This is a genomic window from Okeania sp. SIO1H4, from assembly GCF_010672695.1.
GTDB lineage: Bacteria > Cyanobacteriota > Cyanobacteriia > Cyanobacteriales > Microcoleaceae > Okeania > Okeania hirsuta.
This window is the reverse complement of sequence record NZ_JAAHGB010000077.1, coordinates 1-26,341: the sequence shown is the minus strand read 5'-3', so window position 1 is coordinate 26,341 and position 26,341 is coordinate 1. Positions and strand designations below refer to the sequence as shown.

Genomic DNA, 26,341 nt, shown 5'->3' with positions numbered 1-26,341 from the left:
AATGCCGATCATTTTTAGCTTGGCTATTGACCATTTATTTTACGATCGCGATCACACTTCTGAGTATTCTATCTCAGGAAGAAGGCATTGCTTCTACTGGTCACTTATTTCTGCCATCCTGCACTAGTAGGAACGAGTCGCACTCCGTTTTTGTTTAGTCTGTTTCTTCTAATAAATAATGTAAAATGGATGAAGAAGTATAATTCTCTTCTTTGTATTTCCAACTTAACTTGTGCACTGGATCAACTCTGCTATCAATTCGCTCTTTAACTTCTGCTGTTAAAGGACGAAGCAACCCATATTTACCTAGATCATCTCCAGTATTGTAATATGGCTTCATTTTTTTATATAGTTCCAAAAGTTCTCGATCTGAATTTATTAAATTAGCAAATATGAAGTGAAAAATAAAATAGGGATAAACTTTAAAAATTTTCCTGACAATCCATGAAGACCAAAATCTAGTTGTTTTATATTTCCTATTAAAAAACAACTGCAAAAACTTAAGTCTTTTTTTCGCTATTGTTGTACCACTATGGTAAAACTCATTATCACTATAAAAAGAAGTTAACTTTTGATTAATTTTTACAATGATAGGATTAGACTTTTCTGCAGCTAAAAACCAAGTAAAAATCCATCCGTATCCTTTTGTTTTGTAAACAAAGGCAAAAAAGCCAGCTTGAGTATAGTCTCCTAACCATTTGTCTAGCGGGACTCGGCAGAGGCTAGTTGCGTCAGCCCAAACCCCTCCATATTTTGAGAGTAATTCAAGTCTGACTAAGTTAGATTGTTTAGTTTTAGGAAGTTGGCATAATTTTTCTTCCGGTAAAGAAAGAGTTATATAGTCTTGGATATTGTTTTCATCTAAAAAAATAACTTCCCAGTCAGGGTTATACTTTTTCCAAGATTCATAGCACTTTCTCACAACCAATGGTGCTTGTGAAAACCCCTGATACCATAAAAACCAGATTTTTTTCGGTATAGTCACTTCTTTATCTCCAATCAGGCTAGTTTATGCAAGTAATCACCATCACTTGCAAATAAAATTAAATTACTTGATTTTCAGTAAGTTCAATACTTGTGCTTGACTAGACTATAAAAGCATTAGTATCTCAATACTACAAATAAAATAGTAAAATAGCAAGGGTTTATTCATAACTTCACTGAATCTTTAAAAAACACGCATAAATCCTGCTCAACTTTACATAATTTTCATAAAAAATCTCTTGAGTAGCATAAATATTTCCTCAAGGTCAACTATTTATGTGTAACTTTACTGAATCTTTAAAATCAAGAAAAAAATTCCAAGTTGGTGAGAAATATTTTTTATTACCCAAGTAAAATATAGCATCGATCATGCACGCGTGTGTAAAGTTATCTTTTTCTTTACCTTCTGGAACTGTGTCTCTAAAGCCCAGAATTTTATACCTCACCAGTATGGGAATTTGTATATCATCGATCGCCTTTTTGAGAAATAGGCCATTAAATTAGAGATAACTGCTTAGTTATTTTTGCCTATTGACTTTATTTGCTAAATTTAAGTTAACTTGACAATTATAGTTTTTTCATAGATATTTGAGACAAAAGCATTATGCATTCACCAATGCCAAAAATAGAGAAGGAAATGGGGAGATGGGGAGATGGGGAGATGAGAGTATTTTTCTACCTGCTTGATGCGCTACCAGGTTTGCTATTGGGCGACGCGGGGTCTCATCAGCTTTTTCCCCATTCTCGTTCCTGAATTTCCACAACTTCCTCAGGCTGAGGACGGAAGCCAAAAGCACATACCGCGTCCAAAGATACGCTCAGGGGTTCTATAAAGACAGTACAGATAAAATCAATCTTGCCTATTCAGCATTTGTCAAATTATATGAACACGTGGATTTATTTTGGTCACTAGAGTTGGCCAACATACTGACCAATCCCACACTTTGCGCTCTGCACTACCCTTTAATTTATCTATATCTTCTATATCTTCTATATCTATAATAGTATATAAATAGAAATTAAGAACTCAAAATTGATGATATTAAATTTAGATCAATCTGGAATTTTAGCCTTTGTTAGTTCAAGCTTGGATAGTGAAATAAACAGTTACTGGAATTACCAATAACACAGGTTGTACGCTCCTCAAAGAGAAATTGCTGACCTTTGAGAGTTGCTTGAGTAATAGTAAAAATAATTTTTGCTGACATCTTTAATTTATCTATATCTATAAAATAGAAATTAAGAACTAAAAATTGATGATATTTTATTGATTTATAAAAATTTAGATCAATCTGGAATTTTAGCCTCTGTTAGTTCAAGCTTGGATAGTGAGATAAGCAGTAATTTTTACAGTTTACTTTCTAAAAATTAAATGGATGTACCGACTAAGAGTACTACTGCTACAAAACTGCTGATATTTGATTTATAACTAATTATCCAAACTTGATATTAACCCTCCAATAAAAATGTAGAATAAAATATAGATAATTCTAAGATGGAACTATGAATCTAACACTTGAAGAAGTAAAAACCATTGATGAAAAGCTTTCAAGACGTCATATAGACCTCGATTCAGGTGGTTACTTTATTATTTTTCTTGATCGAGAAGCAGGTTTAATATGTGCAAAACACTTTACTAATATTATTGACAACCGTGGTTTGGCTATAGATCCAGAAACAGGAAAACCGATTCCAGCAAAAGGCAAAGTAGAACATACTCACACGAGAATATTTACTGCGAGAACTGCAAAAGAAATATGTGTAAAAATATTGGAAGAAACCCCCCCCTGTACAGTCACAATGTTAGATCATGCTGCTTATTTGGGGCGGGAATTTGTGCGTGCAGAAATGGCTTTATTAACTGGTAAGGAATATATTCAGGATTAATTGAATTAAGGATAACGATCAGAAATTAGACTTTTACTATTCTCCTTAATTTCTATCAAGAAAAACCTTGATACCAGAAATAAGTAACCATTGGTACAATTGTAGCTACAACTAGCAATACAACCACTAAGATAGTTGCACTTTGATCGTCAGTTTCTTCTGCTGATTTAAAAGTAGCTAATACTTGTGCTGCAAGCTCATCTTTAACTTCCGGAGGGCCTGGGTCGGGTTCTCCAGATAATACAGCACTCAGGCGATCGCTAGCTGCTAAAAAAGCTTCATTGTATTTGTTGCCATCTCTAATAGGTACTTGAATAGTTTCATCAACTACACTCTGAGTAATGTCATTAGACATAAGTTCTTTAACTGCATCACCAACCCGAATAGCATCATTATTGGTGAGAGTATCTAATACTATTAAAGTTTGATTGACTTTTGTTTCTGGGGTAGGAAACCATTTGTCAAATAGCTTTTCCGTAAAACTATCCACGGTCTCACCATAGTCTAGGCGACGGATAGTAACAAATCTAACTTCATTACCAGTAGTATTGGCCAAACTTTCTAAGGTATTGTTCAGTTTACTTTCTGTTATCCGACTGAAAACTTCAGCATCATCAACAATAAATGTACGAGCGCCTGCCACTAAACTTGGCATTTGATAAACTCCAGTTGCGGATGCAGAAGATATTGGCAAGATAGTAGCCATAATAATTAATAGTAGAGATACTATTAAAGTTTGGAGATTTTGAAAATTGAAGGTTTTATTGAATAGTTGTACCATCAGATACTTTCCAGTTTTTGGTAAAAGTGAATTTTTTTGAGAGTTACAGTTTTTTCCCACAGTCTATGACAGGGGCAAAACTTTACTAGACTTTACTTACTTTATCATTTTATTTATAGACAGCAAAAAACTAAACAGAACCCACCCAATGTTACTTAAATGATCTTTTAGAGGCTAATATTTATCTAGTTGGTTTTCTCTTAGTCTTTAATCTTGGACTTTTTTTTTGAATTTTTGACCTCTGCTGAACTACTTCCGGTGGCGGACTATAATCTCCATTAGAGAAATATTTTCGCTCCACTAGAACTTCCGGTTCTACTTCAATGCACAGACGAGCACCTCCTGCTTGACTTTTATTCGGTTGATGGGGTTGATAAATAATTTGGCAAGGTCCGTTAATTTTCAGGGCATGGCAATAATCCTTTTTATCTCCCACTTTAACGGCAACTACTGGGTGAGAAGTTTTATTGTCTCGGTTATATATAGTCAATAGTTTTTCGTAGAACATGAACAATAGTCTTGGCTTTACGTCGAATTGATGTCTCCAGGGTGTTTTAACCCCTGGAGACATCAATTACACAGTGGCAGGTTTTGTCTGCAACCATACACCACCAACTTGATCCTGATTCAGCACCACCAACTTTGGCTGAAGTTGTGAATTGGATTGCTCAATTGGGCGGATTTTTAGGTCGAAAAGGTGATGGTTCTCCTGGTGTTAAAGTTCTCTGGGGTGGACTCTCGCCATTGCATGATCTTGTTAAGGGCTGGGTTGTTTGTCAGTCTCTTGTGGTTAATTCAACGTGAGTTCAAAAGAATTTTCATCGCCGAACTTCAGACTCAGCCAACTTTCAGCTTGCTCCCTTAACATGACCTCAACATCTAATTATCAACAAGCAGAAGTTAATGACAATTGTCGGATAGTCAGTTTGGCGATCGCTCTGACAAAATAGCTGATTTTCAGTCAGCTTTGTAGTTGATGTTACCTCAAAATCTAATTATCAACAAGCAGAGCTTAATGGCGATTTTTGGAGAGTCAGTTTGGCGACCCCTACTCCATACATAAATGCTTTTTTTTGTCAAACCTGATGTTAAGAAAGATGTGAGTAATGGATAGCTTTAAAAAGGGAGGCGCATACCCACAATTTTTCGGTAAAGAAACTTGAGAGTTTGTATTGGTTAAAGATAAACCAAATAATAACTAATCACCAGACTTAGCATTTAGATATGTGTTGAAGTTGAGGGTTTATTGAAGAAATCCTTAATCACAGCAAAAGCAATAATTTTACTTTTTGCTTTCAAATATAAAAAAAATATTAATTTATTGACATTAGTAATAAGTCATGCTAGCAAATCGTATAAGGTAATTACTAAATTAAAGCTTATGTCCATCAAAAATATAGCTGATTGCAGATAAGTTAATTATGAACATGTAGCAAAACCTAGAATGCTCTAATCTCCATTCTCTGTTCAGGAAAAATCTAAAAACCCAGTAACTTAATACCCGATCAAGTTGCAAATTGCTATAGATTTTGGCAGAAATAAAAAATTAAGATAGCGTAGAAAAAATAGGACTTTATCTTGTTAATGTCTAACCAAACTAAACAATAAAATTCTATTTCTCCTGACCCATTGACCACTGGTGCATATCATTCCTAACCTAAATATAAAATCCCAGCTTGTAACATCCTAAATAAAGTCTTATGTCAACCCTTGTTATTGTGGAATCTCCCACTAAAGCCCGCACCATCCGTAACTATCTACCCTCTGACTATCGGGTCGAGGCATCCATGGGTCACGTGCGTGACCTGCCACCTTCTGCTGATGAAATACCAGAAAAATATAAAGGAGAAAAGTGGGCACATCTAGGTGTAAACGTAGACTCAAATTTTGAACCCCTCTACGTCGTCCCTAAAGACAAAAAGAAAACCGTCAAAGAACTTAAAGATGCCTTGAAAGAAGCTGATGAATTAGTTCTAGCCACAGATGAAGACCGGGAAGGGGAAAGCATCAGTTGGCATTTACTGCAATTACTAAAACCAAAAGTTCCTACTAAGCGGATGGTATTCCACGAGATTACCCCAGAAGCTATCCGTAAGGCGATCGAAAATTGTCGCAATATAGACGAACAGTTAGTCAGGGCACAAGAGACAAGACGTATTCTAGACCGACTTTACGGTTATACTCTCTCACCTGTACTGTGGAAAAAAATAGCCTGGGGTCTCTCTGCTGGTAGGGTACAGTCAGTAGCAGTTCGACTATTGGTAACCCGAGAACGTCAACGTCGAGCTTTTAAACAAGGAGGTTATTGGGATTTAAAAGCTAGTTTAGAACAGGCAAAAAAACCTTTTGAGTCTAAACTTGTCACCCTTGGGGGTACAAAAGTAGCTACTGGTAGTGACTTTGATGAGAATACAGGCAAAATAGCTGAGGGTAGAAATGTAGTTCTGTTGGATGAGGCTCAAGCAGAAGCTCTGAAGGAACGGCTGCAAGATAAGCCTTGGACTGTTAATAGTGTTGAAGAACGAGCTGTTAAACGTAAACCATCCCCACCCTTTACCACTTCTACTTTACAACAAGAATCTAACCGTAAACTAAGAATGGGTGCTAGGCAAACGATGCGGACAGCCCAAAGTTTATATGAACAGGGCTTTATTACCTATATGCGTACAGACTCAGTACATTTGTCTGATGAAGCGATCGCTGCTGCTCGGAGTTGTGTGGAAAAAATGTATGGTCCAGAATATCTGAGTCCCCAACCACGACAATACACTACTAAAAGTAAAGGAGCTCAGGAAGCCCACGAAGCTATTCGCCCTGCTGGTAAAACTTTCCGCACGCCCCAGGAAACAGGATTGAATGGTCAAGAACTTGCTCTTTACGATTTAATATGGAAACGGACAGTGGCTTGCCAAATGGCTGACTCTCGTCAAACCCATATTACAGTTAACCTGCAAGTAGAAGATGCGGGTTTTCGTTCTAATGGTAAGCGTATAGACTTTCCTGGTTTCCTCCGGGCTTATGTTGAAGGTTCCGATGACCCAGAAGCAGCTTTGGAAGACCAAGAAGTACCTTTACCTCCTCTGAAACAAGGCGATCATCCAAATTGCCAAGAAATAGAAGTATTAGGGCATGAAACTCAACCACCTGCTAGGTTTACCGAAGCATCTCTGGTAAAAACTCTGGAAAGTGAAGGTATTGGCCGTCCGAGTACCTACGCTACTGTTATTGGTACTATTGTTGACCGTGGTTATGCCAAACTTCAGAATAATGCTTTGGTTCCGACTTTTACTGCTTTTGGGGTAACAAGTCTATTAGAAAAGCACTTTCCTGAATTTGTGGATGTTAAGTTTACTGCCCGTATGGAACAGACTCTGGATGATATTTCTACTGGTGAAGCTCAATGGTTGCCATATCTACGAGAATTTTATTCTGGAGAAAGTGGGTTGGATACTCAAATTAAGGAACAGGAAGAGCAAATTGACCCTAAGTTAGCCCGTACCATTGAATTGGATAATTTGGATGATGAACCAGAGATGACTTATCGTATTTGTATCGGTAAGTTTGGTGCTTATATTGAGGCAGAAAATGGTGAAGGTGTTGTCAAGGCTTCTATTCCTGAAGATTTAACTCCATCAGACTTAGATCCAGAACAAATAGAGAAAATTCTGAAGCAAAAAACAGAAGGTCCTGAGGAATTAGGAATTCATCCAGAAGAAGATAAACCTATCTATATAATGACTGGTCGTTACGGTCCTTATGTACAGTTGGGTGATGAGGTAGAGGGAAGTAAGAAAAAACCAAAGCGAAGCTCACTGCCGAAGGGTGTAAATATGGAAGATGTGACTTTGGATATGGCGGTAGGGTTATTGTCTTTACCTCGTACTTTGGGTGTTCACCCAGAAACGGGTTGCAAAATTCAAACTAATTTAGGACGTTTTGGTCCTTATGTTGTTCACGACCAAGGAAAGGAGGTTGGTAAAGATTATCGTTCTTTGAAAGCTGGGGATGATGTTTTGACTATTACTTTGGAACGTGCTTTGGAGTTATTAGCTCAACCTAAAAGAGCGAGGCGTGGTAGTGCTAAAGCTGCACCTCCACTCAAAGATTTGGGTAAACATCCTGAAGATGGAGAGGCTGTGGGTATTTATGATGGTCGTTATGGACCTTATGTGAAGCATGGTAAGGTTAATGCTTCTTTGCCAAAGGATACGGCTGTTGAGGATGTGACTTTGGAGCAAGCTGTGGAACTTTTGAAGGCAAAGGCTAGTAGTAAGAAGTCTACTCGAGGTAGAAAGTCTAGAAAGTCAAAGGCGGAAAATAATTAGAATTTCGGTTATATTTAGATTACTAAGTAGTATGGTGGGTAAATATTGATTAGACCTCTTGCAAAAGTATTTTTCTGATAGTGTTTACGTCAATTATTGTTCACTTTTCCTTGTTCCCTGTTCCCTGTTTCCTTTTCCCGACTTCCGCAAGAAGTCTATTGATTGAGATGAATGTTGACATCCTCCCCGGCCTAAAGGCGCGGAGATTCCTATGGAGCCGAAACTCCTCGGTAGGTTGACGTTTTGCTGGCGCAAAGCTTCGCTAACACAGACTGCTGCTACCTTGGCGGTAGTCTTACCCTTGCCTCCACGTCCGTTTTTTGTCTCGGACTGCCCGCCCGCGACTAATATGTTTATTGCTGCATTTTCATCGCGGTCTTGCTTACTACCAGGCATTGGTGAATGCGTAATGCTTTTGTCTCAAATATCTATGAAAAAACTATAATTGTACCGTTCATAAATATTTAATGGCATTACCTAATCACCAACCCCAGATTTTCTGTTGTCTTGAAGGTTGATTTTTTTGATTTCTATTAATGAACCTCCTATTGAAGCTGCCCAAGAATTTGTTAATTTTTTTTCTAGTTGATTTTTAATCAAATGTATTAGCATTCTAATTACATAAAGATTCCATGGCATTTATTTTTGTTTGCCTACTCATCCCATCTAATTCATATCAAGGCTAAAGCATCTTCGTAGCGTTGCTCTAAAATACTGTTTTTTTAATCTTCTAATTCTTGAATCATTGCTTTTGCTACATCTTTTGCGGAGTTAAACTCCATTCTGAGGCTGGTAAGTTTTTGAAGGGTAAAAATGTTCTTCTCTTGAGAGAGAATATTTTTTCCGTTTGTCATCGGGAGCAAACAAATTTCCTCTTGTTCCCTGCTCCCTACGGACGTTGTATGCAACGTCTAAATTTTTTATTGGGGTTATTTAAAGAGACATGATATTAGATAAATTTATATTGTTCCTCCCGGAGATTGCCACAGGGGTATCAACACTTTTCTCTCAAGATTAACGTCAATATTTATCCCCCTTGCAATGACATTAATAATTTGAATTATTATCTTTTTTTTCGGGTTTAATTCCCCGTAGTCTACACGGTGTTTACAAGCTTGTTGAAGTTTGTAGAAACAGTGGCAGGTTTTGACTATCCCCATCCACTTTTTCCTTCTTCCTTCTTCCTTCTTCCTTCTTCAAGGAATTTGCCAAATACGCTGATGATATTGTTCTGGATCAGCGTAAGGATCGGCTATAGAATTAGTATGGTCGTGAGTATTATTGTTATGGTCATGGTTGTGATGATGATGACCATGACCGTGAGAATGTGCTTCACCAGCAACAGTAGCTAACCGAAACTTACACATTTCACAGTTCATTTGTACTTCTCCTAACTGTGTCTCTATTTCCCTTTCTCGCAATAATTCTAATAATGTTGGATGCGCTCCCATTTCTGGCAGACAAGTCATAGAAATACCTGGATATTGTTCTTGTTGTTGAGCAGTAATATCAAATATTTTCTTGACCAAAACTCCGGTAAATAAAAAGTAAGGCAAAACAATAATACGCTTCGGTTGATATAATCTAGCTCGCCGAAAACCTTCTTCTAAACGAGGATGAGTAATGCCAATAAAACAAGTTTCAATTGTTAGATATCCACTGCCTTCCCATAACATTCGAGCTAGTTTATAAACATCTCCATTAGCATCGGGATCGCTCGAACCTCGCCCTACAAATAATAAAACTGTTTCGGAGGGATTAAAATTAGTTTCTTCTAATTCTGTGAGACGTGATCGCCACAATTCTAAAATCTTGGGAGTAATGCCAAAATGTCGCCCATAATGGAATTTTATTTGAGGATGTCGTTGTCTTGCTCGGTCTAATTCATTGGTAATATCAAATTTATTGTGGCGAGCTGCAAATAATAAAATTGGTAAAGCAGATAATTCTGTGTAACCTTGTTCTACACATTTATCTACTCCTTCTTGAATAGTTGGACCTGTTAATTCTAAAAAGCAAGGTATCACAGGTCGAGATTTATCTAAATTTTGATAAGCTGCAACAAAATCTAAGAAAGTTTGTTTTCCGTCAGCATCTCGTGTCCCATGACCTATCAATAATAAAGGTCTTTGTAGTGGTAATGGAGGTAATTTATGATTTGTAGATATACTATTTCTTTCTTCTGTTGAAGTCAGATTTTTTTGTGCTTTGATTTCGGAATTTTGAGTTGAATATTTCATTAATTATCCTTTCCTGTTTCAGGCAGGAAGCTAGGGTTGACAAGTGATAAGTAGGTGTTATGGCCGATCGAGTTCTTTTGATTAGTAAGTAGTTATTTATTTTGTATATTAAATACTTTTATCAATTTGTCGATTTACCGAAAAATTGTGGTTTAAAGCCTCCTCTTTTAAGGGGATAAAAGCGGTCGTTAGCGTAGCTTCCCGTAGGGTGGGATGGCGAGGGGACCTCGCCATATCCAATGGACCAAGAGAAGAAAAATTTTCATGATTATTCAATCCTATCCGTTTTAAAGGAGAGGTAATTAATTAATAATTAATAATTATTGAAAGTTGCCGCACAGCCTCGGAATTACACCGGAGTTTCCCCACTTTTTCAGCAAAATATATATAGCAATTAGCACATCGCCCATGAATATTGTAAGCATTCAGCCGTCAGTTATTACTTTTAATTTTAGATAAAAGCTTTACTAATTTAGTCAGAATTTACACTTACTATCAAAGCTAGCTTTATAGTCTATATTCATTAAAATTTATCAGAGCTGAGAGCTGACAGTTAATAGCTGTTTGAGCAGCATTCCCCAGGAAATGCTTACTGGATATTCAGATTTTTTTCTCGATATTCTCTCGTTTTCAAGGCTAGTTAATATCTTTAATTTATACAGAAATTGCTATCAATTATTCTTGTATTTTTTGATTCTGATTTACAGCACATTGCAGGTTTATGAGGTACAGATTATCTAATCATTATTTTAATGAATGAATAATGAATATTGTTCTTCTGTTACTGTACCTCATTTACTTGAAAAGTGGTGTAACTTTTAGTTATTTTAGCAAACTTAATTTATTATGCAATCCTTAAAAAAATCTAATGATTAATTAAAAATTGCTAGATTACTACTATTAAAGTTATTCATACCAAATCCGCCCATAGAAAGCTAGTTTTTCGGGTGCATCTCTTATGTGCAAAAATACTTTTTTCCTATATATTCCCTGTTGCCCGTTGCCTTCCGAAGCTGTTGCCTAAAAGCGATAAATTTTTGGCTTTATTCAAAATTCTGACTTCAGGCAGAGGTACTGATAACTGATAACTGAAATGACCCCCATTTACCATTACCCCATTTACCATTACGCTCCACAGGACTACCAAATTATTCTATTTATCATTGTGTTTAGCACTCCAATAAAAAACGGCAGGGGGATGAAATTAAGGTTGCACGCCAGAAAAAATTCTGATATAGTAAATAGACTGAGGTAAATTTGAAAACAAACATGATTTTTTATTCAACGCAATAATCAAGAATATCACAAGAAGGGCGATCGCGAAAATAGTATTACTGAAAAAGGAAGATTTTCAGAAAATTCCCCCTACTCCCCCAAGGTCAATTTATTGTCACGCTTAGAAAAAAGGAGGAGGAGGTGGGAAGTGTGGGAGGTGTGGGGATCGCAAGATATAAAAAAATATAGGGTTGTAAATATTCGGGCGACGACAAAGAATTAGCCCTGCTCCCAGGAGGGGAAGTGTGGGGAGATTCGTATATTTGCACAAATGTATTTCTTATTAATATTCTCTGACGACAAAGAATTAGTCATGCCCTACCCCCCCCACTTCTTCTTCAACAATTAAAAAAATTTAAGTTGTCAAATCTCAGGCCAAAATAAGACTTTTAGTATTGATACTTATAAAGAATAGAATATCTACAAAAGAAAAAATATTCAAAATGTGGACTTGTTAACTACAAAAGAAAGTTCTGCGGGATATAGGGAAATAAAAAAATTCAGCTTTCAGATGATATATGTAATTTCAAGGAACAATCATCTCCTATTTATAGACATAACTTTATACTATATTAAAACCAGTCTTAAGCTGAAAAAAAGTTGTGAGGAGAAAACAATCTTTCACCTCTAACGGCAATTCTCAACCAGAGTTAGCCTAGAATATTCAAAACTAATTAAGCAAGATTGGAAACAAAACGATAGAATCGTAAGCCGTAGTATCTGACCAAATAATCTGATAATTACCATGAATGACACAACAAACGAATTACTCGAAAATATGCCCAGGGAGCAGAGGGTTGGGCAACTGCGCAACTTAATTGAAACTTTACACATAGCTGATGAAGTGGCCAGTAAAGGCTATCTAATCACTAGCTCAGAGTTAGCAGATTTAATGGACATCAATGCCAGTGCTGTCACCAGCCGTGGAGACCATTGGGTCTGGCGGAACTGGGTAGTATCTAGAGTACGTCGTGAAGGCAACCAAAGTGCGATTCGTTTCTGCTAAAAGTCAAGGCCATCAGGTTATAGCAGAAGGCAGAAGGCAGAAGGCAGAAGGCAGAAGGAAAAATCTTACCTGGCCTAAGTTTTAGATTCTTGAGCTGTCCGCGCTCTTTGCTTCAAATGCTATAAGACGTGAGTAGAGTAAGGCCATTAGCCTTATAACTAAATGACCTTGGAGGTGAGATTCCTTCCGCCCAGGTGCAGGGTTGACAGCATTACCCCTACGGTAGCGACTAGCGACCAATCCGTAAAGCGGGGTAAAAAGGTGGTAAAGCTTTAAGCTTAAATGAGTTTCCATCAAGCACAATACCCATTGGATAGCGAAAAGCGAAGATGTAATTGAAGCGTCGTAATTTTCAACCAGTGAAAGAAGCTGTGACACTGGAGCCAAAAGGCACAGGATAGGGAGTTAGCGAGATTTGGTTCGGCTAATAAGCACTTCCCGTAAACCCGGCGTAAAGCATCATCCTAAAGGTATATAAATAAGGTCGTTTGGAACGAAGTAACCCATGAAAAACTCTTGAATAGTTATTTAGGGTTTGCGCTTCACTAGTCTTTGAGTAGGGGTAGGAGACAGGAGACAGGAGACAGGAGACAGGAGAAATTGGAATTTATAGGAGGTAGGAGCTAAGTTTTGTCTCTTGATTTTTCTGCCGAAGTCTTGTCTAAAATACGCTCCTTTTTGAGCATAAAGAGCTGAAAAATTTGTACCTTTTAAAGGTCCTAAAAAGGCTAAAGCCTTTATATGTCAATGCTTTTAGATTTAATCAGCAAGCCCTATTTAGAACTCAGAAGTTAGAACTCAGAAGTCAAATTCTTGCCGTGACTATATTTAAAAGGCGCATATGGCGAGTGCTACAACTCTTTTTAGAGTAAAATAACTGACTGCTGATAACTGATAACTGATAACTGATAACTGATAACTGATAACTGATAACTGATCAAGTAGGTGCTAACCGGATGTTTGATTGGGAAGGATTGTGTCAGAAGCAAAGGCCCTTATTTAATGTAATGGGATAAGCTGACGGACACACGGTGATTTGGAATGTAGAGTTTGATTAGGTAATAGAAATGTCCAATACGAGTTTGAAGACTACGGTGGAATGGCAGGAATGGCGCGATATTAACTGGTTAAAGGTTGAGCGTCACGTCTTTAAGTTACAGGAAAGAATCTACAGAGCCTCTGAGAGTCGTGATTTTGTTGCATTTCGTAAGCCCCAAAAAACTTTGTTGAAGTCCTGGTACGCTAAGTTATTGGCGGTGCGTGGGGTAATTCAAGATAACCAGAGTAAGGAAATTTTGTCTTCGGAAAAGCTGTTTGCTTTGGCTGAAACTTTGGACATAACTGGCAAGGTTAAGTCTAGGAGAGGCACTATGGAGGACTACGCTCTACAAATACTTGTCAAGATGGCTCTGGAGCCAGAATGGGAGGCTATTTTTGAATCTAGTTGTTATGGGTTTAGGCCGGGGCGATCGCCTCAAGATGCTGTAGAAGCAATTTTTGGTTTTGTCAAGCTGGAGCCTAAGTATGTGCTTGAGGCTGACATTGCTAAGTCTTCTCAGGGTATTAACTACGAACTATTACTGGAAAGGCTGGGTACTTATCCTACATTGCGTCGAAAAATCAAAGCTTGGTTAAAGACTGGTGTGATGGATGGGGAAGGGTTATTTCCAACTGATGAGGAGATGGCAAGGGGTGGGGTTATTTCTTCACTTCTGGCAAATGTGGCTCTTCATGGTATGGAGGAGCAAATCAAGGAGTATGCTGAAATTTTTGATTTTCAATCTGTGGAAAGCGGGTATGAGATGTCAAGGGTGGATAGGAGTGAATACTTGGGTTTGGTTCGCTATGGTAGTAGTTTGGCGATCGCTCATAAAGATATAGATATAGTTCAAAAATGCCTAGTAAAGGTTGGAGAGTGGTTGTCTGAAATGGGGCTGGAGTTAAAACCAAGTGAAACAAGAGTGGTTCATACTCTATATGGGTATGGTGGAGAAAAACCAGGGTTTAATTTCTTGGGGTTCAACATCAGACAATATGAGGTGGGCAAAAATCAAGGTAAGCTTGGTTTTAAAACTGAGGTCAAACCAAGTGACCAGAGCATGAGGAGTCATTATCGTCAAATTGCTGAGGTGATCGACCGACATAAGTCTGCACCACAGGCTGTTTTAATTAGAAGGCTTAATCCTATTATTAGGGATTGGGTAAACTATTACTCGGCTGTAGTGAGTAAGAAAACCTTTAGGGATTTGGATCATTTAGTGTACCAAAAACTCTGGCGTTGGGCAAGAAGAAGACATTCCAATAAAAATAATGACTGGATTTCTCAAAAGTATTGGCATTCTGGGGAAAACAGAAAGGAATTTTCGTGTAGTTATGAGGATGGCAGTCGAGTTAAGCTATTGAAGCACACAGAAGTTCCTATTGTTAGACAGGAGAATGTTAACAAGGACTGGTTTTATTGGAGCAGGCAAAAAGACTTTCATTCAACTTAAGAGGGGGAAAGTATTGGATGCCATTTACTATTGCATATACATTGCTACGATCTGAAAACTGCTAAGAATAGCGGTAGAGGTGCTCATTTTGATTAGGGCCAAATCACTGAGGAGCCGGATGAGGTGAAAGTCTCACGTCCGGTTTTGGAGACGAGCATTTCTGGTGATAGAATTGCTTAGTTTAACTTCTCTGGCAATTAGAAAGAGTGGATTAATTTTACCCCTAATTTTTTCTATAATTAGGGATGAATGAGAATAGCGATCGCCTACCTTCTTAGTTGAGGAGCGATCGCTTATTTTATATCAAGTCCGGTTGAACAGTTATAGAATGGTTAACTCAGGAGGAGTCAGGAGTCAGGAGTCAGGAGTCAGGAGGAGAGAGAATTACAAAGATAGGCCTACTTATGACGATTGGAGAATTTTTTTATGTGCAATTAACCGGATTTGATATTATGTCCAGATAATCAGCAATAAAAAAACTTTCTCCCTTCTAGCCTTTTCTTCCCTCCTGCCTCCTGCCTCCTGCCTTCTGCCTTCTGCCTTACATCTTTGCGCTATATGTAACTTCAATCACCACATCATCAATGAGCTTCAGCATTTCTTTCTGAGGAAAATGACGGCGTTTTTCCCCTATAGCTTTGACAACTGTAGGGAAAGATAAATGCCAAGTTGAGTCAACCCCTGTTCCTTGGAAGGGTTTGAGACGACCTTTGGGTAATTTTACCTTGGAAGAGTCAGTCTGCCATCCCCCTAAAACTATACTTTGATAAGCATAGGGATTAAAGATAGAGTGGTTAGCATCTTTGTGACGGCTATAGTAGAGTCGGCTATCAATTTGAGTTAACCGACCGCAACAAGACCATCGTTGATTTTCCAAAGCGGGAATGGAAACCCGAATACTTTGAATTTTTCGGCCATAAAGAGTGGGATCGTCTTCCTCAAATAACTCTTCTTTGAGACAAAAGATGGTTTGACCACGAGACTGGAGAGATGCTAGAGAAGATGGGTCAAGTTCTTGGAGTGAAATTTCTTTGAGTAGGCTAGTCTCAGGCTCAATGCGGCTCCAATAAGCCAAATCCATCCGTTGCAAGTCTAACCAGAGGGCCTGACCAGCGAGTATTCCTTTAGTGCCTTGATCCCAATGAGAGCCAATAAAGGTAGCTGTGGGGTCTCCAGTCTCCATTCGGTATGCGGTTTCAGCCATCTTAGCAAACTTGACAGTAGCATCGTAGGAGGAACGGTAGAGATTGCTAATATGCCCGATGTACCAATCATAGAATTGACTACTGGTAAAGCGATTTTGGTGAAACTCTACTAAGTATTTAGATTGGTCACGCTCCGACTCAAGCTGTCGGAGTATTTCTTGTTCCTTTTCCAGTTCACTACCATCTTCCATAAGTAAGTCAATCTCTCTGACTTTCTCCACCAATATATCATAGTTATATTTAGCTTCTTGTTGGCGACGATGGTAGCCTCCAGCATCTTTCAAAGTATCTATCGCATCTTGAAGCATATTTGCGGTTAACTCAGCAACTTCCTTACCACTTTTGGCAGGAGCTTGTATCTTACTTCCCCCACCAGCAAAACCAAAAATGTTTGGAACTAATGCAGAAACTGCCTCAGTTACTGACATACCAGTAGCTAAGAACATTGAGACTTCTTTGAATGGTATGAGCCCCATAGCTGCTGTTTCAGAATCATTCATGTACTCATCAGCAAACTTTTTCTGTCCATCGCGCTCTACTAGAAGAACATTCCTGGCATATTCTAAGGCTTTGTCGGCTGCTTCAACCATCTTAACCGCTTGTTCTTGAGCATTAATCTTGAATTCAAACAAATCGTACTCATGCTGTTGCTTAATTTCTTCGAGTAAGCGATCGTCTCGTTTTTCCAGAGCTTGTTGCATCCGTAGAGAATACTTCATCAGTTCCTGAGTGTAATATTGAGCTTTAGCCAGAATCTCCTCGAAAGTAAAGGTAGAGCCATTTGAGCAAAGCTCTGAGCTGCAGTAGCAGGAACTCCAGATAAGGCAGCTAATTGCAGTTGTTGGGGGTCGATAGGAGGAGCTAACAGAGGAACATTCAAGGGTTCGCCATCGATATTCAGCCAATGACGCAAATTGTGTAATCGTTCCTCAATGGTTTCGTAAAGTCCCAGTAGTTCCTCATTGGTGGGTTCTCGAAAATCAGCTTCAGTTACCTCTCCTAATGTGGGATTATTCCAGTCGCTAGCAGTGAGACTCTCTAAGGTTTCCCTAAATTCTTCTTTATAAGCATTTTTGGCAACAACATACCACATTTTTGCTTCTTGTAGAGTTTCTTGAGTTTCCTGACGATAAGAGTCATCTCCTTGAGAGAGCAAATGCTCGATGGAGTGACGAATAGTGGCGTGTTGATAATGAATGGTGTTTCTGAGAGCTTCCTCATCGGGGTCAGTGATACTGGAAAAGCTATTTGTTGTCTGGTTACTGCTTAACGGACGCACTCCCCAAGGATTTCCTGTGCTAGAAGGGTCATAAATACAACGGAGCCAACGCTTGGCTTGGTCGTAGTTGCCATTTTCAGCATATTTAGAAGCCAGGAGTGCGGGAATGTGATAGAAGATTTCCCAGCCATAAAGCCCCATTGATCCATCGAAATCAAACTGGTTCTTCGGTTTCGGTTCTAGGATAGGACTGAATACCTGAGCGTCTTCATCGTCTTCAGCTTTTTCGGCTTCAGTAACGAAGTTATCAACCCCAGTTTCAGTATAGGATTGATGCTCCAAAGAAAACAGAGGTAGGACTCCAGCAGGTAGTGGTAAGAGTTCAGGAACGTTACTTAATGCTGGTGAGACTAGGTGAAAAATATGTGTAGAACTTTCTGCTGTTGTATCTTTAGTGACCAGATATGCTTCCTGTTTTCGATCTCCTGGTGATTCGATGTATATGTAATCAGTTAAAGCTAAAGTGTCATAGTTAATAACTTCTCTAGCCGGAAGTGTCTCAGTCCCACTGATCGTCACTTTTTCACCACCAGCAAAGGGTATGATCTCTGTATAATAATCAAATAAAAACTCTATTGTAATTTCTCCCGTTTTTGGACTACTAGACAAGTCAAGTTGCGTACTTACAGTAGGTACTTTGAAATTTATATCATAAGGATAATGGCTCTCATCAACAGCATCACCAACTACCTTTGTCTTTATAATGTCTCCATTAATGGAAATTTGATATTTACAGTTCGTTATGCTTATGGAATACATTTCATCCATCTCTGAGGAAAATTCAAGTTCCTGTTCTTGTATCTCTAATTTTAAACCATTTATGATTTTTGAAATCAAAATGTATCTCGTAGTCCAATTAATATGCAAGTGCAAATTGACATAATTGTCTTCACTTGTATCTAAAATATAATAGCCTTGATATAGAGGAATTGATTCTGGATAAAACAGTATTTCTTGATCATCATAGACACTTTCAGCTCCTTCATACCCTTCAATTTGAGGAGGATTGGTAATAGTTGCGCTAGTTGCATCAATAATAATTGCCTCTCTTTTACTTATTTCAAACTGAAACTTCTGATCGGAAACAATAAAATACAAGCTAATCCTATCCACTTGAAAATTCGCTTGGTAAATAGTCGGTCTGACATCTGCCTCAACAATCAGTGCCTCAAGTATATCCTGGGACATAGAAGGTGTCAAAGGTTCTCCAAAACTCCCATCCACTCCTTGCCTGAGATACCGAGGCAGCAGATGATATGTGGTTGTTTCTCCATCCTCACTACGCCGTTCCTTTTTCTCTATCCAAATGAGAAATAAGCGATTCCAGGCATAAGCGGGGTTAATCCCATATACTGTCTGATTAGTTGCAGGTAAATCAACCTTTTTCCATTCTCCCCACTGGACAGCTTGAGGGTTTCCTGTCTTCAACATCTCCACATCTAATCGCATCTGACGATAGTAGTAAGTCATTTCCGTCCAACCTGCTTTGGCCGTAAAGTAGTAGTTGACATGGTTACCTAAAGGACTGTATTCTCGTGTTTGACAAAACCCCGTCGGTATCAGCTCCGTGAGACGTTGCAGCTCCTGCATATAACTATACAGAGCTGTCTCAATCATGGTTTCATCTAGATGTCCCTGAGACAGATTTTGTTCAAATGTTTTAAATATCTCGGTTTTGTCGTAGCGCAGTTCGGGTTCAATGTAGTTACCTGGATGCAGTTTCAATTTCTCATTAGCTTCCCAGACTCGATACTGTTGAGCTGTTTCCCATTCGTCCCTGAAAGCTGCTTTATCAACAAATTCGCCAGATTCTACTCCCTCCAGCATCCGATGAATATATAATTGTACACTGGAATTAGCTTCCACAATACGACTGGTTGGCACAGCAGATGTAACATTCACATCTAGGAGTAGGTAACTATAGAGGTCTTCGGTATCTTTAATCTTGTCTCTCAACTCTTCATCTTGGGAGATGACATGAGAAAAGACTGCCGCCACTAAAGCATCACGGATTTTTTCATTGAGAGCATTTTCAGCATTTGTAGCTAAATTCTCATCACTGGCACGAGCTAGTCCCCCTAAAACTACTGCTGCTGCTTCTGGGTAGTCTGTTCCATCGTTGACTCCTTCTTCAGTGAGAGTGATTAATTCTGTGGCACTGATAGATAAGTATTGACATAGTTTTATCTGTCTGAACAAAGCTTCTACCTGTTGTACAGTTTTGGTTTCCTGGTTAGAAGCATTGTCTCGCAGCACTGCAATTTCTTCTTGGTCAAAGTCGAGCAATACTGCCAATAATGCGTTAATCTGGTCATCGGTGATGTCTACTCCTCCCCAAAGGGTGAGAAAATAAGCTAACCACATTTCTTCAGTAGCTTCAGCGTTCTGAATTTGTTTGAACCGCTCTAAATAATAAACCTGCTTTAGACTTAATGGTAAGGTCATCCCTATGACTAACCATTCAGGGTAATCACAGAGCATTTGTACTGTGGCAGCAGAGAAGGATAATTTACTTGTGAGTTGGAGATGTCGTGCCAGATTATACAGCAGTTGCAACTGTTCTGATTCTGTTCCCGATAGTAGGGTGCTGAGAGTGTCATAGGTATTGGTTCCCATCCAACTCAATACAGGAGCTACAATTTCGGGGCGATCGCTTTCAGCTATTTTGATGACTTGCTCAAATAAAACTTGTTCTTGGTTATACTGGGTTTCAGCTAAGAAGTCTATCAGTTGGTTTGTGAGTTCTTCATTGTCATCAATGTCTACACTTTCAGCGGTGAGAATCTTTGTGACTGCTGTTGTTATTTGGTCTTTGGTAACAGAGAGGAATAAACCTGCTGCATCCAGGATATCTAGGCTTTGTAGCTGCTCCAACCAATCTTCAATTTCAATGGGGGGGATTATTAACTCGTTTACTTTCCAATTGCGGTAAATAGCAAAGTCAGATTCGCTGTCGAGTAAATTGTCTTGGATGGCGTTGTTTAATTCATCCAGAAAATTGCTTACCTGTTGAGTTGTTTGTAGTACTGCTTCGCTTGGTGGTGTGAGTACCATTAATAAATCTGTGACGGATAATTCTGCACTCTCCATCCATTGAGATAACCAGACTAATTTGTCTAATGCTGACAAGACGCTGTTGGCTCCAGTTAATTCGCCTAAGGTGGTTAGTAAGTCTGGGTCTATTTTCTCAATTAATTTGATGCCATTGAGAATATCCCAACCTAAAAGCCCAAAGATGGTAGCTAGGCGATACAGAAGAGCAAGGCTCCTTTGGTTAATCTTGGTGTATTCGTCGATTTTAACTAACTCCAAAACTACATCCCATTCCCGACGAGTGAGTTTCAATCCTCGTCGCAGGGTCTCCCAGGGTAATGCCACCCTCTTTGAGATTTTCTAGCTCTGTGAGTTTAATTGAACTAGCTAGAATTTTTTCTGTGACGTAGGGAGCATCTTTGCCAAACAGTTGTCGCATCAGGGTAGGTTCTGTTTGTTCTCCTACTCGCACATAACAGTTAACTTCTTGCAGCATTCCCACAAACTGATCCACACTGAGATTGTATTGCTCCTGCCAATATAAATAATGGGCTAAGACATTGAATCCTTTATCGGTTACTCTTCTGTTGTCGCTTGCATCTTTCACAGAACACAGCAATTGATCTAGCTGATGAAACTCTAATCCAGTACGCTTTTTGAGCCTGACTAGGTGATTCATCCCTGATAATTGGTTTGTGTGTATATTATCGTCGTCATCCCCTCTCATGCGCAGTCGCTCGTTTTCTTCTTCTAGGATCAAGACTTTGTATGTACCCATATGAAATCTTGCCCCCCACTCATTCTGTGAGTACGATGTCCCTGCTTCATCTTTAACGGCGTAATCTCGAGACAGTTGACGGAATTCGTCGAAGGTGATATTGGTGGCTTCGATGAAGGTGTCTACATATTGTAATTCTGATTTTGTGAATACACCAAATATCTGTGTGAAGAGATTGTCGTTATCGCTTGTATTCTGCTGGAGTTTTTCAATTTCTGATTCCACCAGGTCTAAGGCATCAGTAATATGGGGAATCAGGGTGAAGCTTTCTTGCGTTAATGCATAGTCATCTTCCTGAAAACGACGAGCTATGGCATTGACATTCATGCCCTCGATTTGGGCTAAACCAGTACGTACTGTGGCTAGGTCTTTGTTGAATGGTAGTGCTAGGGGATGTAGTTGGGTTTTTAATTGATTGAAAATTTGACCATCATCGGAAAATTGGCCACCAAAGTTTTTGTCAATTACCCATTGGGGTTTATTACTATTACTACCCGAGAAAGAACCGTGACATCCTCTGGAGGTTCGATCATAGATTGTCTCCCCTGTCCCTTCATTCATTGGCCAATAATTCATTAAGCCGTCTTCGTTGCCTACCAAGGGACAATACATATTCTCTTGGATTTCCTGTCCGAAACGAGCATAATTCCAGATGCGCATTTCCTTGATCATTCCTGGAAAATACTGGTCGTTACTGCCATAGGTTCCTATTTTGAGAGCTGCAGAGACACCACAAATGTTATCCCAAGTTCTTTCATATACTTGGACTCCATCACGATAAATTTCTTGTTTTTTGTTCTCATTATTAAAGACAAAAGCGTAATGATGCCAATTAGTATATTCATATATATCAGGACATCTCTGAGTCCCATTATCAAGCGCAAAAAAAAGTTTATCATCAAAAAATCCAGCTCTTACAAGACCTCCACCGGATTCAGAAAAAAGCATCATACGGGAGGTACTGTTTCCCTCTTCTACTTTAGCCCAACACTCTACAGTAAAACTTTGGTCATTGAATACCTTCATCTGATTGTCAGTGTTGGGAACTCTCACATAGCCGTCATTTCCTGGAAAGTGCAGACAGGAACAAAGCATTGATAGCAGCACTTCATTAACCAATTCTAGAGTCGTAATCTCCTCATGTAAGTTATTTTCACTCAGCTCTAAGTTTTGTAGGTCTGGACGACGAGTATCCAAAGCCCATTTTTCTAAGGAGGGACTTATCTGCTCCCTAGCCAAATCATAGATATGTTTTAAATAAGCTGCCGCAGATTGACTCGACTGAATTGAACCTGGTTTAGCGTAGCGCACTGGTTCGCCGAAACCATCGGGCCCAGAATCTGTCTCCCATTCTGGTTTATTATTGCCACTAAGAGTACCGTTACAGTTTCTGAAGGATTGGCGATCGTTGATTGTGTCTCCTGTCCCTTCATTCATTGGCCAATAATTCATTAAGCCTTCTTCGTTGCCTATCAAGGGTTGGTACATGTCTCTCTGGGTTTCCCCTTCGCTACGAGCATAATTCCAGACACGCATTTCACATATTAGCCCTCGAAAATAATGATTTGCACGGGTTCCTATCTTAAAAGCTCCTGTAGAATGATGATTATTATTTACCTCCTCTCTATCTACCCTGACTCCATCACGATACGTTTCTCCTTTTTTCGTGTCGTCATTATAGAGATAAGCGTAATGATGCCAACCACTATACTCAAAGTCGTTATTTGTGGATGTATGTTCACCAGATAAATCCATCCGAAGTTTTCTGTAGTCAAGTCCACCAGAGAAAACATTAGGAACGCTACTGCCGTGACCAAAAAATCGGACGTTTTTTTCGACGCTTCGCTTCCTTCTACTTTAGCCCAACACTCCACAGTAAAACTACCAGATTCGAATATATTCATCTGACTGTCAGTGTTGGGAACTTCCACATAGCTGTCATCCCCTGTAAAGCGTAGAAACTTATTATCAGAAGCACTTTGGAACTCATTGGCCACTGCTTGGGGTCAGGCTGGCGGTCGTACATGACGTAACCCTTGACTTACTGGATCTTTGGATACTATTACATCCCGGGTTACCTGTTGGACTAATGGCTCTCGTTGCCTGGCCTTTCGATAAAAAGCAAAAGTGGGTAGATTTTCCCGACTTACTTCACCTGTTTGTTTGGCTTTGACCTTTTCTATCAGTTGAGTCAAAGAAGGACATTTGGCTACCTCCGCAGAACTGTTAAAGCCATAACGGGCAAGTTCTTTGTTAAACCCGTCTTGTTTGTTTAATGCTGACTCTATTCTCTGACGCAGAGGACGTTTGCCATTACCATTAGTTTTAGGGGTTTCTTTCTGGGAAATGGATTTAGTCCTGTTATCATTGTCTGATGCAATTGTCAATACCTCTACAGTGAATATTTTTAGGGAACACCTGGCCTGAAATTTGTAGCCAATATTTATCCTAAGTAGGTAGGCGTGAATAAACATCACTATATAACGAAATGTTAAAGCAGTCAAAACCCTTGAGATTGCTTCCTTCCGCTCCGCTCCACTCGCTTCGGACGTACTTATAAATTTTTTCACCTACCTACTTAGATAGTCAAATATCATATTTAGGTACCCTTTGAATAATTAGAATAATTAGTATAAATCTCAATTTTTAAGTCAAAATTAAGCTAAGTTTCACAAGTTACTCATGCCGTTAGTTTTTCATGGATATGTAATGAAATTGGGTGCATCTCAATTTTGAATAAAGCCAAAAAATTATCGCTTTTAGGCAACAGGCAACAGGCAACAGGCAACAGGGAATAGATAGGAAAAAAGTATTTTTGCAAATATGAAATGCACCCATGAAATTAATATCAATGGCAGAATAATTTATGAGATATCAACTTAAGAAGTTATTATTTTTCTTACCGCTACTTATATTTTTAGCTAGCTGTGGTGGATTAAATAGTCCGACAAATCTAGGGGAAAACAATCAAGGTACACAAGAATCTACTGCTACTTCAGCTCAACCATTTAATTATCAAGATTACAACTCAATTTTAAAGGAATATGTCAATGCAGAAGGGTTAGTTGACTACAAAAGATTAAAAGAAAATCGGCAAAAACTTGATGAATTTAATGCTGCTATTGGAGCTGTAACGCCAAGCACTTATGATTCTTGGACAGACACAGAAAAAATTGCTTTTTTAGTTAATGCTTATAACTCTTTTACTTTAGAATCTATTATTGATAATTACCCCACTAAAAGTATTAGAAGAATTCCTGGTGTTTGGAAGATTCGTAAATTCGATATTGTTGGGGAAAAGTTGACATTAGATCATATCGAACATCAGATTTTAAGGAAAGAATTTAACGAACCAGGAATTCATGTTGCTTTAGTTTGTGCTGCAATAAGTTGCCCTCCTCTTAGACAAGAAACTTATACTGGTAATCAATTAGAAAAACAACTAGATGACCAAGCTAATAAGTTTCTCGCCAATAATCAAAGTTTCCGAATTGACCGTGAAAATAATGCTGTTTATTTGTCTTCAATTTTTCAATGGTTTGGTAAAGATTTTGAAAAAACCTATGGTCAAGAAGCAAATATTGATGGTTTGAATAAAACAGAAACGGCAATCGTAAATTATGCTCATCAATATGTAAATCCTGATGCTCAAAAGTATTTAAAACAGGGTGGTTATCAAGTTAAATATTCTAACTATGATTGGTCTTTGAATGTTCAATAATATTTAAGCTTTCAGCCGTCAGCTATCAGCTATCAGCTATTTTTTTAATGTAGTAGAAGTTATGACAATTCTCACAGTTATGACATACATTTACAATCCCCCTAAATCTCCCTGAGAAAGATAGACTTTGAAGACTCCATAAATGTTCAATAATATCTAAGCTTTTAGCCGTCAGCTATCAGCTATCAGCTATTTTTTTAATGTAGTAGAAGTTATGACAATTCTCACAGTTATGACATACATTTACGACCCCCCTAAATCCCCCTGAGAAAGGGGGACTTTGAAGACTCCATCCTTAGAAAGGGGGTGGGGGGGATCTAAAACTGTACTTCATAGATTAAAGAACTGCTATAAACAAATGCTTGCTTCATTTATTAAAAAGCTGTTTGGGTAGCATTTTGCAGGAAAAGCTGACTACTTCATTTTTCAGAAAAAAAATTAAAACAAATGCTTTTAGAAAAAATATTCGTAATTATTCCTGTTTTGAATGAAGAATCTACCATTACAAATGTAATTAAATCATTACAATCTTACGGACTAAAAAATATCATAGTAGTTGATAATGGTAGCACCGATAAAAGTATAGAAAAAGCGAAAAAAGCAGGTGCAAAAGTCATCAAAGAACCCATATCAGGTTATGGTAAAGCTTGTTGGCGTGGCATCCAAAATACACCCTTAGAATGTGATTGGATTTTATTTTGTGATGGAGATGGTAGTGATGATTTAAAGCAACTACCAAAATTTTTAACTGCTACTAATAAATACGATTTAATATTAGGCGATCGCCGTGCTACAAAAGTAGGTAGGTCTGCTATGACTCCCGTACAAAATTTTGGTAATAAATTAGCTACTTTTTTAATTGGTTTAGGGTGGGGATATTGGTATCAAGATTTAGGACCGTTGCGTTTAATTCGGAAGTCTAATTTAGAGAGAATTAGAATGCAAGACCGAGGTTTTGGTTGGACGGTAGAAATGCAAGCTAGAGCTGTAGAATGCGATTTAAAAATAACTGAAATTCCTGTTGGTTATCGTCGTCGTCAGGGTGGACGTTCAAAAATATCAGGTACTATAAAAGGTAGTTTTCAAGCTGGAACAATTATTCTGACAACTCTTGGTAAATTGTATTTAAAATATCTGTGGAAAAATCTAGAATTGCAGAATAATACTAACAAATTCTTGAGCAGGGGAGTGGGGGAGTAGGGAGTGGGGGAGTGGGGGAGTAGGGGAGTGGGGGAGCGGGGGAGCGGGGGAGAATTGAGGAGGAGGCAGGAGGACGGAGACAGGAGGAAGGAGAAAGGGAGGAAAATAAAATGGGAATTCGTTCCCCAAGTAAAT

The 26,341-nt window shown here is 38.6% G+C and carries 21 protein-coding genes; 9 read left to right on the top strand and 12 right to left on the bottom strand.

The features are described 5' to 3' along the window. Positions 1–154: 154 nt before the first annotated feature. On the bottom strand, positions 155–985 hold the full coding sequence (locus tag F6K06_RS28830) for a capsular polysaccharide synthesis protein (RefSeq protein ID WP_287243808.1): 831 nt from the start codon (positions 983–985) through the stop codon (positions 155–157). Positions 986–1,600: 615 nt separating this feature from the next. On the opposite strand from F6K06_RS28830, the gene F6K06_RS28825 reads away from it, so the two are divergent. Both F6K06_RS28825 and F6K06_RS28820 read left to right on the top strand, forming a co-directional pair. After that, positions 1,601–1,738 carry a hypothetical protein gene (locus F6K06_RS28825; RefSeq protein WP_287323331.1) on the top strand — a complete coding sequence of 46 codons (138 nt, stop codon included), beginning with the start codon at positions 1,601–1,603 and terminating at the stop codon, positions 1,736–1,738. Positions 1,739–2,487: 749 nt separating this feature from the next. Further along, the gene (locus F6K06_RS28820) at positions 2,488–2,871 is read left to right on the top strand and encodes a DUF4346 domain-containing protein (RefSeq protein WP_124147255.1); all 384 of its coding nucleotides are present in this window, start codon (positions 2,488–2,490) and stop codon (positions 2,869–2,871) included. Between the two features lie 55 nt (positions 2,872–2,926). Here F6K06_RS28820 and psb32 read toward each other — a convergent pair whose 3' ends face one another. Next, the gene (psb32, locus tag F6K06_RS28815) at positions 2,927–3,652 is read right to left on the bottom strand and encodes a photosystem II repair protein Psb32 (RefSeq protein ID WP_124147254.1); all 726 of its coding nucleotides are present in this window, start codon (positions 3,650–3,652) and stop codon (positions 2,927–2,929) included. A gap of 181 nt (positions 3,653–3,833) precedes the next feature. Then, positions 3,834–4,160, bottom strand: a complete 327-nt coding sequence (locus tag F6K06_RS28810) for a hypothetical protein (RefSeq protein ID WP_124147253.1) — start codon at positions 4,158–4,160, stop codon at positions 3,834–3,836. 83 nt (positions 4,161–4,243) lie between these two features. Here F6K06_RS28810 and F6K06_RS28805 point away from each other — a divergent pair, with 83 nt between their 5' ends. The 3 genes from F6K06_RS28805 to topA all read left to right on the top strand — a co-directional run bounded on the left by F6K06_RS28805 (position 4,244) and on the right by topA (position 7,977). Continuing rightward, a complete protein-coding gene (locus F6K06_RS28805; protein ID WP_205127535.1) occupies positions 4,244–4,456 on the top strand; it encodes an IS4 family transposase in 213 nt (70 codons plus the stop codon). Then, positions 4,453–4,602, top strand: a complete 150-nt coding sequence (locus tag F6K06_RS28800; protein ID WP_287243810.1) for a hypothetical protein — start codon at positions 4,453–4,455, stop codon at positions 4,600–4,602. Before F6K06_RS28805 ends, F6K06_RS28800 begins: the two co-directional genes overlap by 4 nt. Before the next feature lie 750 nt (positions 4,603–5,352). Beyond that, the gene (topA, locus tag F6K06_RS28795) at positions 5,353–7,977 is read left to right on the top strand and encodes a type I DNA topoisomerase (protein WP_287243811.1); all 2,625 of its coding nucleotides are present in this window, start codon (positions 5,353–5,355) and stop codon (positions 7,975–7,977) included. Between the two features lie 93 nt (positions 7,978–8,070). Here the strand turns inward: topA and F6K06_RS28790 are convergent, their stop codons facing one another. The 5 genes from F6K06_RS28790 to F6K06_RS28770 all read right to left on the bottom strand — a co-directional run bounded on the left by F6K06_RS28790 (position 8,071) and on the right by F6K06_RS28770 (position 11,364). Then, positions 8,071–8,373, bottom strand: a complete 303-nt coding sequence (locus F6K06_RS28790) for a hypothetical protein (RefSeq protein ID WP_133434000.1) — start codon at positions 8,371–8,373, stop codon at positions 8,071–8,073. Positions 8,374–8,454: 81 nt separating this feature from the next. Beyond that, positions 8,455–8,616 (bottom strand): hypothetical protein, encoded by a 162-nt coding sequence (locus tag F6K06_RS28785; protein WP_161564706.1) that lies wholly within the window; start codon positions 8,614–8,616, stop codon positions 8,455–8,457. An 83-nt stretch (positions 8,617–8,699) separates the two neighbouring features. Continuing rightward, positions 8,700–8,831 (bottom strand): hypothetical protein, encoded by a 132-nt coding sequence (locus F6K06_RS28780; RefSeq protein ID WP_275670452.1) that lies wholly within the window; start codon positions 8,829–8,831, stop codon positions 8,700–8,702. A gap of 342 nt (positions 8,832–9,173) precedes the next feature. Beyond that, entirely contained in the window at positions 9,174–10,217 is a 1,044-nt protein-coding gene (locus F6K06_RS28775) for a sirohydrochlorin chelatase (protein WP_124147251.1), read from the bottom strand. 979 nt (positions 10,218–11,196) lie between these two features. Continuing rightward, positions 11,197–11,364, bottom strand: coding sequence for a hypothetical protein (locus F6K06_RS28770; protein WP_161564705.1), 168 nt, complete (start codon positions 11,362–11,364; stop codon positions 11,197–11,199). 873 nt (positions 11,365–12,237) lie between these two features. Here F6K06_RS28770 and F6K06_RS28765 point away from each other — a divergent pair. Together F6K06_RS28765 and F6K06_RS28760 are read left to right on the top strand one after the other, a co-directional pair. Then, positions 12,238–12,498 (top strand): hypothetical protein, encoded by a 261-nt coding sequence (locus tag F6K06_RS28765; RefSeq protein WP_124147250.1) that lies wholly within the window; start codon positions 12,238–12,240, stop codon positions 12,496–12,498. 1,067 nt (positions 12,499–13,565) lie between these two features. Next, positions 13,566–14,990 (top strand): group II intron maturase-specific domain-containing protein, encoded by a 1,425-nt coding sequence (locus tag F6K06_RS28760; RefSeq protein ID WP_240039169.1) that lies wholly within the window; start codon positions 13,566–13,568, stop codon positions 14,988–14,990. A gap of 541 nt (positions 14,991–15,531) precedes the next feature. Here the strand turns inward: F6K06_RS28760 and F6K06_RS28755 are convergent. The 4 genes from F6K06_RS28755 to F6K06_RS28740 form a co-directional block, all read right to left on the bottom strand. Then, on the bottom strand, positions 15,532–16,914 hold the full coding sequence (locus tag F6K06_RS28755; protein WP_124154961.1) for a hypothetical protein: 1,383 nt from the start codon (positions 16,912–16,914) through the stop codon (positions 15,532–15,534). Further along, positions 16,914–20,852, bottom strand: a complete 3,939-nt coding sequence (locus F6K06_RS28750; RefSeq protein ID WP_124147248.1) for a neuraminidase-like domain-containing protein — start codon at positions 20,850–20,852, stop codon at positions 16,914–16,916. Before F6K06_RS28750 ends, F6K06_RS28755 begins: the two co-directional genes overlap by 1 nt. Continuing rightward, the gene (locus F6K06_RS28745; RefSeq protein ID WP_124147247.1) at positions 20,773–23,040 is read right to left on the bottom strand and encodes a LamG-like jellyroll fold domain-containing protein; all 2,268 of its coding nucleotides are present in this window, start codon (positions 23,038–23,040) and stop codon (positions 20,773–20,775) included. Before F6K06_RS28745 ends, F6K06_RS28750 begins: the two co-directional genes overlap by 80 nt. 251 nt (positions 23,041–23,291) lie before the next feature. Further along, positions 23,292–23,855 carry a hypothetical protein gene (locus F6K06_RS28740; RefSeq protein ID WP_287243814.1) on the bottom strand — a complete coding sequence of 188 codons (564 nt, stop codon included), beginning with the start codon at positions 23,853–23,855 and terminating at the stop codon, positions 23,292–23,294. A 296-nt stretch (positions 23,856–24,151) separates the two neighbouring features. On the opposite strand from F6K06_RS28740, the gene F6K06_RS28735 reads away from it, so the two are divergent. Together F6K06_RS28735 and F6K06_RS28730 are read left to right on the top strand one after the other, a co-directional pair. Then, complete coding sequence (locus F6K06_RS28735; protein WP_124147245.1) at positions 24,152–25,006, top strand: DUF547 domain-containing protein; 855 nt, start codon at positions 24,152–24,154, stop codon at positions 25,004–25,006. 447 nt (positions 25,007–25,453) lie between these two features. Then, the gene (locus F6K06_RS28730; protein WP_124147244.1) at positions 25,454–26,206 is read left to right on the top strand and encodes a glycosyltransferase family 2 protein; all 753 of its coding nucleotides are present in this window, start codon (positions 25,454–25,456) and stop codon (positions 26,204–26,206) included. Positions 26,207–26,341: the final 135 nt, after the last annotated feature.

Coding starts and splice junctions, on each gene's coding strand:
- psb32 (WP_124147254.1), bottom strand. CDS start 3,652: ATGGTACAACTATTCAATAAAACCTTCAATTTTCAAAATCTCCAAACT.
- F6K06_RS28755 (WP_124154961.1), bottom strand. CDS start 16,914: ATGAAGTATTCTCTACGGATGCAACAAGCTCTGGAAAAACGAGACGAT.
- F6K06_RS28780 (WP_275670452.1), bottom strand. CDS start 8,831: ATGACAAACGGAAAAAATATTCTCTCTCAAGAGAAGAACATTTTTACC.
- F6K06_RS28775 (WP_124147251.1), bottom strand. CDS start 10,217: ATGAAATATTCAACTCAAAATTCCGAAATCAAAGCACAAAAAAATCTG.
- topA (WP_287243811.1), top strand. CDS start 5,353: ATGTCAACCCTTGTTATTGTGGAATCTCCCACTAAAGCCCGCACCATC.
- F6K06_RS28730 (WP_124147244.1), top strand. CDS start 25,454: ATGCTTTTAGAAAAAATATTCGTAATTATTCCTGTTTTGAATGAAGAA.
- F6K06_RS28760 (WP_240039169.1), top strand. CDS start 13,566: ATGTCCAATACGAGTTTGAAGACTACGGTGGAATGGCAGGAATGGCGC.
- F6K06_RS28745 (WP_124147247.1), bottom strand. CDS start 23,040: ATGGATTTATCTGGTGAACATACATCCACAAATAACGACTTTGAGTAT.
- F6K06_RS28765 (WP_124147250.1), top strand. CDS start 12,238: ATGAATGACACAACAAACGAATTACTCGAAAATATGCCCAGGGAGCAG.
- F6K06_RS28820 (WP_124147255.1), top strand. CDS start 2,488: ATGAATCTAACACTTGAAGAAGTAAAAACCATTGATGAAAAGCTTTCA.
- F6K06_RS28810 (WP_124147253.1), bottom strand. CDS start 4,160: ATGTTCTACGAAAAACTATTGACTATATATAACCGAGACAATAAAACT.
- F6K06_RS28735 (WP_124147245.1), top strand. CDS start 24,152: ATGAGATATCAACTTAAGAAGTTATTATTTTTCTTACCGCTACTTATA.
- F6K06_RS28790 (WP_133434000.1), bottom strand. CDS start 8,373: ATGCCTGGTAGTAAGCAAGACCGCGATGAAAATGCAGCAATAAACATA.
- F6K06_RS28785 (WP_161564706.1), bottom strand. CDS start 8,616: ATGCCATGGAATCTTTATGTAATTAGAATGCTAATACATTTGATTAAA.
- F6K06_RS28825 (WP_287323331.1), top strand. CDS start 1,601: ATGCCAAAAATAGAGAAGGAAATGGGGAGATGGGGAGATGGGGAGATG.